The 16,521-nt window shown below is 49.1% G+C and carries 19 protein-coding genes; all 19 read left to right on the top strand.

Annotated elements, in window-relative coordinates; all coding sequences use genetic code 11:
* Positions 1-62: 62 nt before the first annotated feature.
* The 19 genes from A3848_RS33475 to mreB all read left to right on the top strand — a co-directional run bounded on the left by A3848_RS33475 (position 63) and on the right by mreB (position 16,519).
* Positions 63-227 (top strand): AC3_0185 family rSAM-modified Cys-rich RiPP, encoded by a 165-nt coding sequence (locus tag A3848_RS33475; protein WP_083612322.1) that lies wholly within the window; start codon positions 63-65, stop codon positions 225-227.
* Between the two features lie 702 nt (positions 228-929).
* Complete coding sequence (upp, locus tag A3848_RS23640) at positions 930-1,559, top strand: uracil phosphoribosyltransferase (RefSeq protein ID WP_074087330.1); 630 nt, start codon at positions 930-932, stop codon at positions 1,557-1,559.
* Between the two features lie 68 nt (positions 1,560-1,627).
* Entirely contained in the window at positions 1,628-2,815 is a 1,188-nt protein-coding gene (gene wecB / locus A3848_RS23635) for a non-hydrolyzing UDP-N-acetylglucosamine 2-epimerase (RefSeq protein WP_074087329.1), read from the top strand.
* 161 nt (positions 2,816-2,976) lie between these two features.
* Complete coding sequence (locus A3848_RS23630) at positions 2,977-3,231, top strand: AtpZ/AtpI family protein (RefSeq protein ID WP_074087328.1); 255 nt, start codon at positions 2,977-2,979, stop codon at positions 3,229-3,231.
* Positions 3,232-3,241: 10 nt separating this feature from the next.
* Positions 3,242-3,616 (top strand): ATP synthase subunit I, encoded by a 375-nt coding sequence (locus A3848_RS23625; protein WP_256701707.1) that lies wholly within the window; start codon positions 3,242-3,244, stop codon positions 3,614-3,616.
* A gap of 15 nt (positions 3,617-3,631) precedes the next feature.
* Complete coding sequence (gene atpB, locus A3848_RS23620; RefSeq protein ID WP_074087326.1) at positions 3,632-4,450, top strand: F0F1 ATP synthase subunit A; 819 nt, start codon at positions 3,632-3,634, stop codon at positions 4,448-4,450.
* Between the two features lie 88 nt (positions 4,451-4,538).
* Entirely contained in the window at positions 4,539-4,769 is a 231-nt protein-coding gene (atpE, locus tag A3848_RS23615) for a F0F1 ATP synthase subunit C (protein WP_074087325.1), read from the top strand.
* A 126-nt stretch (positions 4,770-4,895) separates the two neighbouring features.
* Positions 4,896-5,384: a F0F1 ATP synthase subunit B gene (gene atpF / locus A3848_RS23610; protein WP_074087324.1), complete on the top strand. Its 489-nt coding sequence runs from the start codon at positions 4,896-4,898 to the stop codon at positions 5,382-5,384.
* The gene (locus tag A3848_RS23605) at positions 5,381-5,932 is read left to right on the top strand and encodes a F0F1 ATP synthase subunit delta (RefSeq protein ID WP_074087323.1); all 552 of its coding nucleotides are present in this window, start codon (positions 5,381-5,383) and stop codon (positions 5,930-5,932) included. The genes atpF and A3848_RS23605 overlap by 4 nt, the downstream gene beginning before the upstream one ends.
* An 11-nt stretch (positions 5,933-5,943) precedes the next feature.
* Positions 5,944-7,455: a F0F1 ATP synthase subunit alpha gene (gene atpA / locus A3848_RS23600; protein ID WP_074087322.1), complete on the top strand. Its 1,512-nt coding sequence runs from the start codon at positions 5,944-5,946 to the stop codon at positions 7,453-7,455.
* A 154-nt stretch (positions 7,456-7,609) separates the two neighbouring features.
* Complete coding sequence (gene atpG / locus A3848_RS23595) at positions 7,610-8,482, top strand: ATP synthase F1 subunit gamma (RefSeq protein WP_074087321.1); 873 nt, start codon at positions 7,610-7,612, stop codon at positions 8,480-8,482.
* Between the two features lie 133 nt (positions 8,483-8,615).
* The gene (gene atpD, locus A3848_RS23590; RefSeq protein ID WP_074087320.1) at positions 8,616-10,013 is read left to right on the top strand and encodes a F0F1 ATP synthase subunit beta; all 1,398 of its coding nucleotides are present in this window, start codon (positions 8,616-8,618) and stop codon (positions 10,011-10,013) included.
* Between the two features lie 59 nt (positions 10,014-10,072).
* Positions 10,073-10,489: a F0F1 ATP synthase subunit epsilon gene (locus A3848_RS23585; RefSeq protein ID WP_074087319.1), complete on the top strand. Its 417-nt coding sequence runs from the start codon at positions 10,073-10,075 to the stop codon at positions 10,487-10,489.
* A gap of 259 nt (positions 10,490-10,748) precedes the next feature.
* The gene (locus tag A3848_RS23580; protein ID WP_074087318.1) at positions 10,749-11,006 is read left to right on the top strand and encodes a DUF1146 family protein; all 258 of its coding nucleotides are present in this window, start codon (positions 10,749-10,751) and stop codon (positions 11,004-11,006) included.
* A gap of 191 nt (positions 11,007-11,197) precedes the next feature.
* Positions 11,198-12,580, top strand: a complete 1,383-nt coding sequence (gene murA, locus A3848_RS23575; protein WP_074087317.1) for a UDP-N-acetylglucosamine 1-carboxyvinyltransferase — start codon at positions 11,198-11,200, stop codon at positions 12,578-12,580.
* A 146-nt stretch (positions 12,581-12,726) separates the two neighbouring features.
* The gene (gene spoIID / locus A3848_RS23570) at positions 12,727-13,887 is read left to right on the top strand and encodes a stage II sporulation protein D (protein WP_074087316.1); all 1,161 of its coding nucleotides are present in this window, start codon (positions 12,727-12,729) and stop codon (positions 13,885-13,887) included.
* A gap of 61 nt (positions 13,888-13,948) precedes the next feature.
* Positions 13,949-14,692, top strand: coding sequence for a M23 family metallopeptidase (locus A3848_RS23565; protein WP_074087315.1), 744 nt, complete (start codon positions 13,949-13,951; stop codon positions 14,690-14,692).
* 309 nt (positions 14,693-15,001) lie between these two features.
* Positions 15,002-15,289 (top strand): sporulation transcriptional regulator SpoIIID, encoded by a 288-nt coding sequence (spoIIID, locus tag A3848_RS23560; RefSeq protein ID WP_019915029.1) that lies wholly within the window; start codon positions 15,002-15,004, stop codon positions 15,287-15,289.
* 231 nt (positions 15,290-15,520) lie between these two features.
* On the top strand, positions 15,521-16,519 hold the full coding sequence (gene mreB / locus A3848_RS23555; RefSeq protein WP_074087314.1) for a rod shape-determining protein: 999 nt from the start codon (positions 15,521-15,523) through the stop codon (positions 16,517-16,519).
* Positions 16,520-16,521: the final 2 nt, after the last annotated feature.

Raw genomic sequence — 16,521 nt, 5'->3', positions numbered from 1 at the left:
CTGATTTTGAGATAATGTCTATCTGCTAGTTAAGTTGTAAACTATGAAAAGGAGGTGAGAGAATGCGCCATTTGTTTTCTAAAAAAAACAACTCAAGAAGCGATGTTCAAGGATACGCTTGCGGAACTTGTACATGGGGAAGTTGTGTAGGCGGCTGTGCTTCAAGTTGCAATTGGACCTGTAGTGCTGGTTGCTTAGCAACATGCAGTGGAAAGGTCATATGGTAGTTTGAAGCGTAAATCATATACTCTCAGTAAATAGGGAATATTGATTAATTAATTTTTGTTAGATGGGATAAACTAACTATTTGAAATCTAGGGTTAACCAGATTTTGCGGGTTAGCCCTTTTCAATTTTGTAACTATGGTTACTCCTACTCAAAAAAGCTGCAAAGAGGGATATAAAGGAACAATTTTACTGTACCCTCAGATATATGTCCGTCATATATAGCGGAACATGAATAGTAAAATAGATAACCTTGACTTAAGCGGTTTTTGAATTTTATTCATAAATAAAATTCGGATTTGCTTTCCTGAATACCTAATGAAAATATACTTGAAGAAAATAAATGAGAAGGCTATAAAAAGGCATTATATTTTCCTGATTGTTAATAAATGTTCACAAAAAAAAGCATGATTCATTGAAAATGATCTGAAAAAATCCCTTTATCATTCATGGAAATTTCAAAAATAGTAGTGAAAATAATGTGAATTTCATGAAAATGAAAATAATCATAACACTTTTGGATATTTTATTAATACAAAATAAATTGTTTCATTAATATTTCTGATGCTTTGCTAAAAAACACTATTTCCATTGGAGGTGAAATACGTCTCTGAGGATGATATAATAGACAAGATTTAGCCAGGGGAGAAGCAAAAGCGCTTTCTACGGCTATAAATAAGACTTACAATTACCGGAGGGACAAGAATGGGAAAATTGGTGATTTGCGATCATCCTTTGATTCAGCACAAGTTAACATTTATTCGCGATGTGCGGACGAACACGAAAGAGTTCAGAGAGCATGTTGATGAAGTCGCTACACTTATGGCATATGAGATTACGCGTGATATTCCACTCGAGACCATTACTGTGCAGACGCCTGTAGCAGAAACGGAGAGCAAAGTGATTTCCGGAAGAATGCTGGGCCTGATCCCGATTCTGCGGGCTGGACTGGGAATGCTTGAAGGCGTACTGAAGCTGCTGCCTGCTGCCAAGGTAGGCCATGTTGGATTGTTCCGTGATCCCGAAACCCTTCAACCGGTTGAATATTACATTAAGCTTCCTACGGATGTTCAGGAGCGTGAATTGATTGTTATCGACCCGATGCTCGCAACAGGCGGCTCCGCCATTGCCGCTATCACCTCGCTGAAGAACCGCGGATGCACACAGATCAAGATGATGAACCTGATTGCGGCTCCGGAAGGTGTTGCTGCTGTACAAGCTGCCCACCCCGATGTTGATATCTATGTGGCTGCGCTGGATGACCATCTGAATGATCACGGCTATATTGTTCCGGGACTCGGGGATGCCGGTGACCGTCTGTATGGAACCAAATAAACATAATTAAGTAACAGTAATATAGAACAAAGAAAATACTTAAGTATTTTGAAGAGAGGGTGGGGGTTATGTCCAAAATTAAAGTGATGACGATTTTCGGAGTTCGCCCCGAGGCGATCAAAATGGCGCCTTTGGTTCTGGAGCTTGCCAGACATCCCGAACACATTGAATCCGTGGTTTGCGTAACAGCGCAGCACCGCGAACTGCTGGACCAGGTGCTTGAGGTCTTCCGAATCACTCCTGATTATGATCTGGATGTGATGAAGGACCGCCAGACATTGAACGAAATTACCATTCGGGTGCTGGAGGGGCTGGAACCAGTGCTTCGGGAAGCTAAGCCGGACCTTGTGCTGGTGCATGGCGATACTCTTACCACCTTCCTTGCCAGCTACGCCTCGTTCCTGCAGCAAATTCAGGTAGGCCATGTGGAAGCAGGACTTCGGACCTGGAACAAGCTGTCCCCTTATCCTGAAGAAATGAACCGTCAGTTGACAGGAGTTCTTGCAGATCTGCACTTTGCTCCGACTGACTGGTCAGCAGGTAATCTGAGACACGAGAACAAAAAAGAATCAAGTATTTATATCACAGGCAACACCGTAACCGATGTGTTTCAATATACCGTACAGCCGGACTACCGGCATCCTGTGCTGGATTTTGCTTCAGGAAAACGACTTATTTTAATGACGGCGCACCGCAGAGAATCCCAAGGCGAACCGCACCGTCATATTTTCCGTGCTGTCAAAAGAATCGCTGATGAATTTGAAGATGTAGCCATAGTTTATCCTGTGCATCCGAGTCCGGCAGTCAAGGAACCGGCGCATGAGATACTCGGCGGACACCCTAGAATCAAGCTGATTGATCCGCTGGATGTCGTTGACCTGCATAATTTTTATCCGCATACCCACCTGATATTAACCGATTCCGGCGGCCTGCAGGAGGAAGCTCCCTCCTTTGGAGTTCCTGTGCTTGTGCTGCGTGATACCACTGAGCGCCCGGAAGGGATCGAAGCCGGAACACTGGAGCTTGTGGGGACGGACGAGGAGAAGGTGTATCAACGGACACATGCCCTTTTGACTGATCAGGACCTCTATCAGTCGATGAGCCGGGCCGCCAACCCGTATGGAGACGGTAAAGCCTCCGAGAGAATTGTCAATGCGATTTTGCATCATTTCGGTGTGGTCCAGGAACGTCCGGAAGAGTTTCACAGAATGTTCACAAAACAGTCAGATGGCATGGGAAATGAACTTCTCAAATAACCAAAACCAACATACAGTGAAACTGTACGGTTTATATGGTTTTGGAATGTTTTGCTGTGATTATTTTCATATTTTCATCCGAAAAGTCCACATTTTTCGCTGGATTGACAAAGTATTGTAACATTCAGTAAAATGAATTGGAATTCCGAGGACGGGATAGAATGAAAGAGCCTGGGCAGTCAAATAATGACAACCAAAAGCTGAGAAAATCATTTCAAGCGGCGGGTCTTGTCAGTGCTATCGGCATCGATCTTGCCGGATGTACAATTGGTGGATATTTGCTGGGAAGATGGCTTGGCAATATGTGGGGAAACCTTGGGCTGTGGGTGGGTATAGGTGTTCTTTTCGGTCTGCTGTCCGGAGCTTTCAGTATTGTAAGTCTTATCAAGAAAGTGACGAGGGATACCGATGACTGATCCGTCAAAAATGAATAAATTAATGCTCTTCAGCATAGCGGGAATTGTAATTGCATGTCTCGTTATCGCGGAGATCATGCCCCACCGCCGCACAGTGTTCCATGGTGTTGTACTTGGCGCTTCTGTCAGCTGCTTCAACATTTTTTACATGGCCCGCAAGATCATGAATATCGCCAAATCGGCATCTGGAGAACGCAAAGGCCGGGCTACACTGGGCTTTGGCTTTCGGATCGCTACTTCTATTTTGGCAATTGTGCTCGCGATTGAGTATCCTCATTACTTTAATGAGATCGCTGTATGCGCCAGTCTGGTAACCGGTTATTTTATCCTTCCTATTATAGGATTCATAATGGTATTAAATGAAGACAAACATCATGCTAAATAGAAAGGGGGGAGAAAAATGCACATATCGCCAATGATTGAGGTGGGAGGACTTGATTTCGACCTTTCAATCATATTGATGCTGATTGTTACCTGCACTATAGTTTTTGTCCTGGCTCGTCTGGCCACACGTAATTTGTCTGTGGAGAATCCGGGCAAGCTGCAAAATTTTATGGAGTGGCTCGTTGAATTTGTACAGGGCATGATGTCCAGCACCATGGATTTGAAGAAAGGCAAGCCGTTTCTCGGCCTGGGGCTTACATTAATCCTGTTCATCTTTGTAGGGAACATGCTTGGCCTACCGTTTGGTATTGTGACTGAATACCACGATGTGAACAAAGCGACGTTCTTTGGACATCAGCTTGTTAATGTAGTGGAAGAGATTCACAAGGTAGAGGCCGCAAATCCTGGCAAAGAAGTTGAAGTTGGAGTCACATGGTGGAAATCCCCTACAGCGGATGCTTCCGTATCGATGGGCTTGGCTGGACTGATTTTTGTGCTTGTGCACTTCCTGGGATTGACCCGGAATACAAAGGGTTATCTTAAGCACTATTTACAGCCGTTTGCCGTTTTCTTGCCGATTAACCTCATTGAGCAGTTCTCCAAACTGCTGACGCACGGCATGCGTCTATTCGGTAACATCTTTGCGGGTGAAGTGCTGATTGCACAACTGGTCAAGCTGGGATCCACAGGTATTATAGGAGGAATTGCCTCTATACCGCTTCTAATGGTATGGCAGGGCTTTAGTATCTTTGTAGGATCGATTCAGGCGTTTGTTTTCGTCATGCTGACCTTCTTGTACATCTCGCAGGTTATCGATACTCATGAGGAGCACTAGCTAGCTACACAGTCACGGCGCACGCAAGTACGTCTGATTTTTAATTATATTTAAATAGTAAAACACAATTTTAAGGAGGATTTCACTAATGGGAGTTATGGCATACATCGCGGCAGCAATCGCGGTAGGTTTGGGCGCGCTTGGCGCAGGTATTGGTAACGGTCTGATTGTAAGCAAGACAGTAGAAGGTATCGCTCGTCAGCCGGAAGCTAGAGCAACACTGCAAACAACAATGTACATTGGTGTCGCTCTGGTAGAGGCCCTGCCGATTATCGGTGTCGTATTGGCATTCATTTTCTACGCAGGTGCAGGTTCTTAATACATGCTTTGATCAACTCGGCGGGGAAGGCCTTGGCCCTCCACGCTTTCTTTTTTGAACTGAAACGGAAATAAAAACGGAAATAAGAAGCATACAGAATGTTTACCCGGAAAGGAGTGACCTTAATTGCATTTTTCAATCACATCTCTTGTACTGGCGCTGATTGCGTTCCTAGCCCTGTATTTCCTGCTGAACAAATATGCTTTCGGGCCTTTGTTCTCTGTGATGGAGAAACGCCGTGAGCTAGTACTGCAGCAGATGAATGAAGCAGCCCAGACCCGCGAACAGGCAGTCTCTTATGTTGAAGAACAGAAACAGGCGCTTCAAACTGCACGTAAAGAAGCTCTTGATATCATTGAGCAGTCGAGACAGACCAGCAGCAAGCAGACCGAGCAGCTGATCGAGTCGGCTAAGGTTGAGGCTTCCCGGATCAAGGATGAAGCCGTACGTGACATCCAGAACGAGAAGAACAAAGCGGTCGAAGAACTGCGCGGCGAGCTCGGAGCGGCATCCGTCAAGATTGCTTCCAAGCTGCTTCAAAAGGAAGTCAGCACCGATCCTGCGCAAGAAGGGCTTGTTGACCAATACCTCAAAGAGGTCGGAGGCCGGTCATGAGTCGGGATACGATAGTCGCCAAAAGATATGCGAAGGCATTGTTCGAGGTTGCTTTTGAAGAGCGGCAGACCCTGGAAATCGAAGAGGATCTGAAAAGCCTGGTTACTGCGCTGAATTCGGATACAGAGCTGCAGAGATTTATCAGCTCTCCGCGAATCTCCGGTGAAGACAAGCTTGCCGTGCTGAAAAGAGCGTTGGAAGGCAAGCTGTCGGGGGCGGTTATCAACACTCTGGAAATTCTGATGAAGCGGGGCAGAATGGATATCCTTCCGGATCTGCTGGACAGCTATATCAAGATTGAAGGAGATAGTCTTGGTCTGGCAGATGCCACCGTCTATTCAACCTATTCGCTCAGTAGTAGCGAGCTAACCCAGGTTGCCGAGGAATTCGGCCGTTTGTCGGGCCGGAATATCCGTATCACAAATGTGGTTGATAAAAGCTTGCTTGGCGGACTCAAGGTCGTCATCGGCGATACGCTGTATGACGGCAGCCTGTCCGGCAAACTTGCGCGTCTTGAGAAATCTTTTAATGATAAGCATAGAAGATAGGGGTGAGGATATTGAGCATTAGACCTGAAGAGATCAGCAGTTTGATCAAAAGTCAAATTGAGCAATATAAAGCCGAAATCGAAGTGGCCGAAATCGGCACCGTCATTCAAGTCGGCGACGGTATCGCCCGTGTCTACGGTCTGGAAAACGCGATGGCAGGGGAACTGCTGGAGTTCTCCAACGGAGTAGTGGGCATGGCTCTCAACCTGGAAGAAAGCAACGTCGGTGTTGTTATCCTGGGTGAGTACACGGAAATTCGTGAAGGCGATCAAGTAAAGCGTACAGGACAAATTATGCAGGTTCCCGTAGGCGAAGCCCTGCTGGGCCGTGTAGTGAATGCACTGGGTCTGCCGGTTGACGGCAAGGGTCCAATTGCAACAACGGAATTCCGTCCGGTGGAAAACAATGCACCAGGCGTTATCGACCGTAAATCGGTGCATGAGCCTATGCAGACCGGTCTTAAGGCCGTCGATGCGATGGTGCCGATCGGCCGCGGACAACGCGAGCTCATCATCGGTGACCGTCAAACAGGTAAAACTGCAATCGCTATTGATGCGATTATCAACCAAAAAGGCAATGGCATGAAATGTATCTATGTTGCCATCGGCCAGAAGCAATCTACAGTAGCACAGGTTGTTGAAACCCTTCGCCGCCACGGCGCGCTGGATTATACAATTGTTGTAACCGCGTCGGCCTCCGAGCCTTCACCGCTGCTGTATATCGCTCCATACGCAGGCTGCGCAATGGGCGAATATTTCATGTACAAAGGTGAACACGTTCTTGTTATCTATGATGACCTTTCGAAGCAAGCTTCTGCTTATCGCGAATTGTCCTTGCTGCTCCGCCGTCCACCGGGCCGCGAAGCGTTCCCTGGTGACGTATTCTATCTGCATTCCCGTTTGCTGGAACGTGCGGCTAAGCTTAGCGATGAGCTTGGCGGAGGTTCATTAACCGCTCTGCCATTCATTGAAACACAGGCCTCTGACGTATCGGCGTATATTCCTACGAACGTAATTTCGATTACGGACGGTCAAATCTTCCTGGAATCCGATCTGTTCAACTCCGGTCAGCGTCCGGCGATCAACGTGGGTATCTCTGTATCCCGTGTAGGTGGTTCGGCACAGATCAAGGCGATGAAGAAGGTTGCCGGCTCACTTCGTCTGGATTTGGCCCAATACCGCGAACTTCAGGCGTTCTCCCAGTTCGGTTCCGATCTAGATAAATCTACGCAGGCCCGTTTGAACCGTGGTGCGCGCATGATGGAGATCCTGAAACAGGGCGTTAACCAGCCGCTCTCCGTTGAGCATCAGGTTATCAGCTTGTATACCGCTGTCAAAGGCCATTTGGATGATATTCCAGTCAAAGACGTTAGACGTTTTGAGAAGGAATTCCTGGCTTATGTAGACAGCAATGCGGCTGAAATTGCTAAATCCATTACCGACACCAAGGATTTGACTGCTGATAACGAAGCTGCCCTTAAGGAAGCTATCGACAAGTTCAAAAGAGGCTTCGCGACCAGCTAAGCATTACAGTCATTCTATGGATGTTTCAAACCGGGCTTTGGCCTAGCCAAAGCACTGAAATATGCTTACAAATGGAGCTTTGATTATCGTCAAAGCTCAGATTATGCTTACGAAGTTAGCTTTGACTTCGTCAAAGCTCTAAGGTGGTGAAATCATGGCAAGAAGCATGCGTGATATTAAACGTCAAATCAAGAGCGTTCAGAACACCAGACAGATCACTAAAGCCATGGAGATGGTTGCCGCCTCCAAGCTGCGCAAAGCGCAGGAAAAGGCAGAAGCTGCCCGTCCTTATTCAGAAAAGCTGAAAGAGGTCGTAGCCAGTATTGCTTCCGGCTCACAGGGTGCTACGCATCCCATGCTGGTCAGCCGTCCTGTGAAGAAAACCGCGTATCTGATTGTGACCTCCGACAGAGGTCTGGCAGGCGGATACAACGCGAATATTCTGCGTAAAGTGACCATGCTGCTCGCGGAGCGCCACAAGTCTAAAGATGAGTATGCTCTGTTCGTTATCGGCCGCAAAGGCCGTGACTTTCTACGCCGCCGTGAATATCCGATCGTGGAAGAAGTTACTGAGCTCTCCGATACACCGAAGTTTGCCGACATCAAGTCGATTGCCTACTCGGCGGTGCAGCAGTTTGAAACAGGCGTTTATGACGAGCTGTACATCTGCTATAACCGCTTTGTGAATGCAATCAGTCAAGTCCCTACCGTTGACAGGCTGCTGCCTATGGAAGCGGTAGAGCATGAGAAGAAGGCAGAAGGCCTACATGCAATGTACGAGTATGAGCCTTCCGCTGAAGGCGTGCTTGAAGTACTGCTTCCGAAGTATGCAGAAACGCTGATTTACAGCGCTATTCTGGATGGCAAGGCCAGTGAGCTGGGTGCGAAAATGACAGCAATGGGCAGTGCAACGAAGAACGCGTCAAAAATGATCGGAGAACTTACACTTACGTATAACCGTGCCCGTCAGGCCGCAATTACGCAGGAAATTACCGAGATCGTGGCAGGAGCGAACGCGCAGTCTTAAAATATATGCGAAGCCAAACTCTTCGGCTTATATTTTCACAAGAAACAGGTGCCGTATAAGTGAGATTTATCCCACTTATGCGGTGCGGTGATTTCTTTTTAATGCAACAGCTTTCGAGGAGGGAAATAATATAATGAACAAAGGACGCGTTGTAAGCATTATGGGTCCGGTTGTCGATATTGAATTTGAACGCGGCCAGCTGCCCGAGATTTTCAACGCTATCAAGATTGTAACCAGCCTGGCAAACGGCCGCACGATTGATTTGACCCTGGAAGTTTCCAATCACCTGGGTGACAATCTGGTGCGTTGTATTGCCATGTCTTCCACAGACGGTCTGGTTCGGGGCTTGGAAGCAGATGATCAGGGAGGGCCGATTTCGGTTCCGGTTGGCACAGCTACACTTGGACGGGTATTTAACGTACTGGGAAATCCAATTGATAACGGCGCCGAAGTGGTTGCGGAGAGAAATCCGATTCACCGCCTGGCTCCGACATTTGATGAACTGTCAACACAAGCTGAAATTCTGGAAACCGGGATCAAGGTTATCGACCTGCTGGCCCCTTACGCTAAAGGCGGTAAAATCGGCCTCTTCGGCGGTGCCGGTGTAGGTAAAACCGTAACGATTCAGGAACTGATCAACAACATTGCCCAGGAACACGGCGGGATTTCCGTATTCGCAGGCGTTGGCGAACGTACCCGTGAAGGTAATGACCTCTATCATGAAATGACCGATTCCGGCGTTATCAAGAAGACAGCAATGGTATTCGGACAAATGAATGAGCCGCCGGGCGCACGTCTTCGTGTAGCTCTGACCGGACTGACCATGGCGGAATATTTCCGTGATGTAGAAGGCCGCGATACGCTGCTCTTTATCGATAACATATTCCGCTTCACCCAGGCGGGTTCCGAAGTATCCGCATTGCTTGGCCGTATGCCTTCTGCCGTAGGTTACCAGCCTACTCTGGCAACAGAAATGGGCCAGCTGCAAGAGCGTATCACTTCCACCAAAAAAGGTTCGGTTACCTCCATTCAGGCGATCTACGTGCCGGCGGATGACTACACTGACCCTGCTCCGGCCACGGCGTTTGCCCACTTGGATGCAACTACCAACCTGGAGCGTAAGATCTCCGAAAAAGGTATCTTCCCGGCTGTAGACCCTCTGGCATCCAGTTCGCGTATGCTGGCTCCGGAAATTGTTGGTGAGGAGCATTATGACGTGGCACAGGGTGTTAAGCAGCTGCTACAGCGTTATACCGAGCTTCAGGATATCATTGCCATCCTGGGTATGGATGAGCTCAGTGAAGAAGATAAAATCATTGTGTCCCGTGCCCGTAAGGTTGAACGGTTCTTGTCGCAGCCATTCCATGTAGCTGAACAATTCACCGGTTTCAAAGGCAAATACGTGCCTATCAAAGAAACCGTACGCAGCTTCAAAGAAATTCTGGAAGGCAAACATGATGATCTTCCGGAAGCAGCGTTCCTGTTCGTAGGAACAATCGAAGAAGCAGTTGAAAAAGCGAAAACGATGTAACCCTGAACTATGGCTTTCGATGCGAGCTTGATTTCGTAAAGCTCTGAGGAGGAATGAAAGTGAATACCTTTCTGTTGGAAATTGTCACGCCGGAGCATCTTGTCTACTCCAAGCAGGTTATCAGCTTGACTGTAAAGGGTGCCGATGGTGATCTGGGTATTTTACCGGGACACATTCCGCTTGTAACTCCACTTCAGGTTGCTCCAATGTTCATCAAGGCGGATGGTGCTACAGTTACTATCGCTGTTCATGGCGGGTTCGTGGAAGTGCATAAAGACAAGGTGACCGTTCTGGCCGAAAGTGCTGAGCTGCCTACGGAAATCGATGTTGAACGCGCTGAAGCGGCGAAGGAGCGCGCACAGCGCCGCCTTCAGGCCCGCAGCAAACAGGATGAAATTGACCACCGCCGTGCGGAGCTGGCGCTTCAGCGCGCCGTTACACGGATCAAAGTGTCCACCAGAAAAGGACAACAATAGCAATTACGGTCAAGCCTGTGGCTTGGCCGTTTTTTTTGCAGATATAGAAAGTTTCAGTTGTCCTTTTCCCCGCTTAAACAGTTCGTTCTGGCGGATAGCCGCCAAAGTCGTTCTTGTTGGGAAAGTGAATATCTCGTAAACATTACAGCTTACATTGTCTGAAATGTTTAAAAATTCGTAAAAGTACTGGATTCTTTTCCCCTACGCAAGTATGATATAAGAGTCGATTTCCGAGTAACCTAATACACAGGGGGCTAACATGGATACAGGGCTATATGATGAGTTGTCAAGCTCAATCGGCAGCAGTGGTTTGGTTTCTATGGTCATATCTTTATTTTGTGTTGCAATATCTTGGTGGGCACTTCAGAACCTTAAGCTCGATTTGGTCATAAGATATCCCAAGAGCCCTCAGGCAAGACTGCTGCATTTATTGCTGGCTATCGTATTGGGACACTTTGTGGCTGGGTTCCTGCTGGATTATCTGGGCTGGAGCGGGCAGATTCGCAACATGTTTTAACAAGAGGTGCTTTGGTTATATCTCTGTTAGGCCAAAGCCGTGAAAAAAGTGTCGAATAATACGGTTTTATTATGTCAACACTGATGTTTAAGGAGCGTGCCCGCACCTCGGGCGCAGGTCAGGGAATGGTAACATAAGAATTTCATACAAAGCATTAATTTAAGAAATAATGGACGCGGAGGGAAACCGAAATGAGCAAATTTATCGTCCGCGGTGGCAACAGATTGACCGGGAGCGTGAAAGTTAGCGGCGCAAAAAATTCCGTACTACCGATCATAGCCGCCTCTCTATTGGCAGAAGAAGGAGTCAGCGTCATTGTGGACGCACCTCCGCTAGACGATGTAATGACAATCAGCAAAGTATTGGAATCTCTGGGTGCGGGTGTTACATACCAGAACGATATCATTGAGGTTGATGCCAGAAATCTTACTTCCTGTGAAGCACCATACGAATGGGTGCGGAAAATGCGGGCTTCTTTTTTGGTAATGGGCCCTCTTTTGTCCCGACTGGGTCATACACGTATTTCCTTGCCAGGCGGCTGCGCCATCGGTACAAGACCGATCGACCAGCACTTAAAAGGCTTTGAGGCGCTTGGTGCCGAAATTAGTCTGGGCCAGGGTTACATTGAAGCGAAAATAAACGGACGGTTGCGCGGGGCCAAGGTATATCTGGATGTAGCCAGCGTCGGCGCGACCGAAAACATAATGATGGCGGCAGCACTCGCCGAAGGCGTAACTGTAATTGAGAATGCGGCAAAAGAGCCGGAAATTGTGGACTTGGCTAACTATCTGAACGGGATGGGCGGTATCGTGCGCGGTGCGGGCACCGGAGTCATTCGCATTGAAGGCGTAGAACGCATGCACGGCGTCAGACACCATGTTATTCCTGACCGTATTGAAGCAGGTACCTATATGGCGGCGGCTGCGATTACAGGGGGCGATGTCTACGTGGAAGGCGCAATTGCAGACCACCTCGGTCCTGTGATTGCCAAGATGGAAGAGATGGGCGTGACAATTATCCCGGATGAGAACGGTGTTCGTGTTATCAGCGACAAGCCGCTCAAGGCTGTGGATTTGAAGACATTGCCGTATCCGGGTTTCCCAACCGACATGCAATCACAAATGATGGCGTTATTGCTTCGTTCGGAAGGCACGAGTGTTGTGACCGAAACGGTATTTGAGAACCGGTTCATGCATGTGGATGAATTCCACAATATGAATGCTGAGATTAAGATAGAAGGACGTTCCGCGATCGTAACCGGCAATGCGGAATTGGTCGGAGCCAAAGTAACCGCTACAGACCTGCGTGCAGGCGCTGCACTGATTTTGGCAGGACTGGTTGCAGAAGGTACGACAGAAGTTAGCGGAACCCATCATATCGATCGTGGATATGTACATCTGGCTGAGAAACTGTCGGGACTTGGTGCGGACATATGGCGGATTTCCATGGAAGAGTCAGAAGCGGCTGCTACGGCTGTGAAGGAAGAGGTTGCTAAACCGGGAGCTTCTAGAAGCGAATCCTTCAAAAGCGAAGAGGTTAAGCCCCGCTTTCAGGTTCAGCCAACCTGGGTATAATCACAATTCATAGCTCTTCAAGACCACCTCTATTTGCAGGTGGTCTTTTTTCGTTGATCTCTCTTTCTCTTAGAATATCGTTCTAGCAGTTGCACGTAATTCATATCTATAAGAATCAACGGTGACTGACGGAAGGAGACATAGAGATGAAAGATTACCGCTATCTGCTGCGGCGTAAAATCAAACCCCCGCGCCGTATCCTGCGCGCACGGCGCACGATGCCCCGGCTAAGGCGGCTGGCCCCCGCCGCCTGGCTCGCAGCGCCCCTGCTGGCGGGGCTGCTGCTGCCGATGGCCGTTGTCCTGCTGCGCGGGGGACAACCAGTGCCCCCGGCTGTGCCGCAGCAGGTCACAGCCTCCCCGGCGAGGCCGGGTCCGGCAGCGGAGGAAGCCCCGCAGCCGAAGGTCGCTGTCTATTTGTCGCGCAGCAGACAAATAGAGACATTGCCGCTGGAGGACTACGTCAGCGGCGTGGTTGCGGCCGAGATGCCGGCGGACTTTGAGCTGGAGGCGCTCAAAGCGCAAGCCGTCGCGGCGCGCACCTTTATTGTCCGCCGCCTGCGGGCCGGCGACAGCAGTGGCGTGCCCGTTCCGGGCGCGAATGTGACGGATACGGTAAGCCATCAGGCTTACGTATCCCGGGCCGCACTGGAACGGGAGTGGACGCTCGGCGGCAAGAGCGCCGGGCTGGCCAAGATCCGCCGCGCGGTCCGGGAGACGCGCGGAGTGGTGATGACCTATCAAGGACAGCCGATCACCGCGTCCTTCTTCGCCTCCAGCGGAGGCTTTACCGAAAATTCCGAAGACTACTGGAATGCGGCTGTACCTTACCTTCGTAGTGTGGCCAGCCCATGGGATCAGGAAATCACGCCGAATCTGGCGGTGACATATACGTTCACGACTTCCGAACTGATACAGAAGCTAGGGATTGCAGATAGGGCCATTCCGGCTTCCGGCCATCTCGCTGCTTCTTCCCTGGCAAGACCTGTCTCCTCAACCTCCTCGAGCCTGCCTGCGGAAGTGCTGTCCCTGACAGCCGGGCACCGGGTCAAGAAAATTTCTATCGCCGGCACGGTGTTCACCGGACGGGAGGTTCGCGAAAAGCTGGGGCTGCGCTCCAGCCAGTTCACCTGGAAGCGGCAGGGCGGAAAAGTAGCGATTACAACCTATGGCAACGGACATGGTGTCGGCATGAGTCAGTGGGGGGCGAACGGGATGGCGAAGGAGGGGAGCACCGCTACGCAAATTCTCAAACACTATTATAGCGGGGTCTCTTTTAACCAAGTCTCAACTCTCCTGAAAAAATAACTTGAAAGATACGTATAAAAGCGAAGCGCCCGGTAACACTGGTTACTGAGGTGATAAGCATATGAATGAACAAGACAAAAACAAAACAAACCATGATGAATCTCTCAAAAATAAGCAGGGAGATTCAGGCGCTCAGCCTTCTTCATGGAACAGACTGTTATCCAAACGGTGGGTATTTCCGGCAGTCTACACGGCGGCAGCGGCAATTATACTAACCTTGGTGTGGGTCTATCAGGACGCAGGCCAGAAGCCGCTGAATCCAGACACCGCCGCGGTTGTTTCACAGGAAGCCGGAGGTACAGGTACTGAGGCAGGCGCCACCAAGAATGACCCTGCTGCACTGGAAGTTGTTGCTTCCGCAGAAACCCTGGCCTGGCCGGTAGCCAGTCCGGCAGATGTAGAAGTGGTTAAGCCGTTCTATGACGAAAATGGAACCGAAGAGAATCATGTGGCGGCCATGGTGCAATATAATGACACCTTCGTGCCTAACGTAGGTATTGACATCGCCCGTGAGGACAATCAGTCTTTTGATGTCAAAGCCGCACTCAGCGGTAAAGTCACCCGGGTAGAAGACGTTGCCGTATTCGGTAAAGTGGTTGAGGTCACCAGCGCAGGTAATTTGAAGACCGTCTACCAAAGCCTCGGCGACGCCAAGGTGAAGCAGGGGGACGAAGTGAAGCAGGGCGACACGCTGGCAACAGCAGGCCGCAGTGAAATCGAGAAGAATCTTGGCAACCATGTTCACTTTGAAGTGTACGAGGATGGCAAGGTAGTTAACCCGTCGGATTTGCTGCCAAAGCGCTAAGTTTGAGAATTCTGCAGGGGGCCTTGGGCCTCCTGTTTTTTTGTAAACATAAGCAATTATAAGTTTCACGCTATATATATCCTTATATTTCTCGCTGAAACGGATACCGTCCTTATAAAGACGGCAAAGCCGTTTCCATCTGTCTTGGAGAATCACATTTTGAAGCCATACCGCCGCGAGCAAGGGCGTATTTAGGTTGTCCAGGAAATAAAATGAGCCTTCCGGAGCTTGTCACGTCCTGAAAGCGTGAATATATAGGCCCGCCCCTCATATAATGTACCAAACTATCCACAGTTGGGAGGCGGGAGCGTGCACGATTACATCAAGGAACGTACGATCAAAATCGGACGCTGCATCGTGGAAACCAGGCACACGGTCCGGACCATAGCCAAAGAATTTGGCGTATCAAAGAGCACGGTGCATAAAGATTTAACGGAGCGTTTGCCGGAGATCAACCCTGATCTGGCCGATCAGGTGAAGCACATTCTCGAATATCACAAATCGATTCGTCATCTTCGGGGGGGAGAAGCCACAAAAATAAAATATAAAAAAACGACAGGGAAAAAGCGCGAGGTTGCCGTAGCCTCAAAGCCATAAGATTTTCGGAAATTTAAGGGATAATTCAGTTTTATTTCATTGTATCCTTCCCCTAAAGTATGGTATTTTTAAATTTGGGACTAACTAACTATTTTCTCATTCAAGATGAAACGGCTGCACCGTCCATACAAGGACAGTATCCGTTTCAGCGAGAAATAGAAGGATAAAAAGTATAGTGTGAAACTTATACTTCCTTATATTTTAAAATAACACTTTGGGGGCTCTTTCATTATGCTTAGCAAGGATATCGGAATCGATCTCGGCACGGCCAATGTGCTCATTCATGTCAAGGGAAGGGGAGTCGTTCTGGATGAACCCTCCGTGGTCACGCTCGAAAGTGATACGAAGAGAGTCCTTGCGGTAGGCGAACAAGCGCGGCGCATGGTAGGCCGTACACCGGGAAATATTATTACGATCCGTCCTCTCCGGGATGGGGTTATTGCGGATTTTGCGATTACGGAAATGATGCTGAAGTATTTCATTGACCGCGTAGGTGGCCGCTCCTGGTATGCTAGGCCACGTATTTTGATCTGCGCCCCCACAAATATTACCTCCGTTGAACAGAAATCGATCCGGGAAGCAGCGGAACGCAGCGGGGCCAAGGAAGTTTTTATGGAAGAAGAGCCCAAAGCCGCAGCGATCGGTGCGGGTATGGATATTTATCAACCAAGTGGAAATATGGTCGTCGATATTGGCGGCGGAACGACGGATGTAGCCGTGTTGTCCATGGGCGACGTCGTCACCGCCTCCTCGATCAAAGTTGCAGGGGACAAGTTCGACGAGGCCATTTTAAGATATATTAAACAGAAGTACAAGCTGCTGATCGGCGAACGCACGGCAGAAGATATCAAGGTAACCATCGGCTCCGTCCGTCCGGGCGGTATGAAATCTGAAATGGATATTCGCGGGCGGGATATGGTAAGCGGACTTCCCCAGACGCTGACCATTTCTTCCGGTGAGGTGAAGGAAGCACTGTGGGATCCGGTTTCCTCCATCGTAGCTGCTGCCAAATCGGTTTTGGAGCGCACACCGCCAGAACTGTCAGCAGACATTATTGACCGCGGTGTCGTATTGACCGGCGGAGGCGCATTGCTTAACGGTTTGGACGAGCTGCTCTCTGAGGAACTGCATGTTCCAGTCTGGGTGGCGGAGGATCCTATGCATTGTGTGGTTAAGGGTACCGGGATTATGCTTGATCAATTGGACAAGAATGTTAAGAAAAAATTCTAGGC

The sequence above is a fragment of the Paenibacillus sp. P32E genome (assembly GCF_001909085.1).
GTDB lineage: Bacteria > Bacillota > Bacilli > Paenibacillales > Paenibacillaceae > Paenibacillus_AQ > Paenibacillus_AQ helianthi.
Note: the sequence above shows the minus strand (reverse complement) of the source record. Positions and strands in the feature narration are given on the sequence as shown.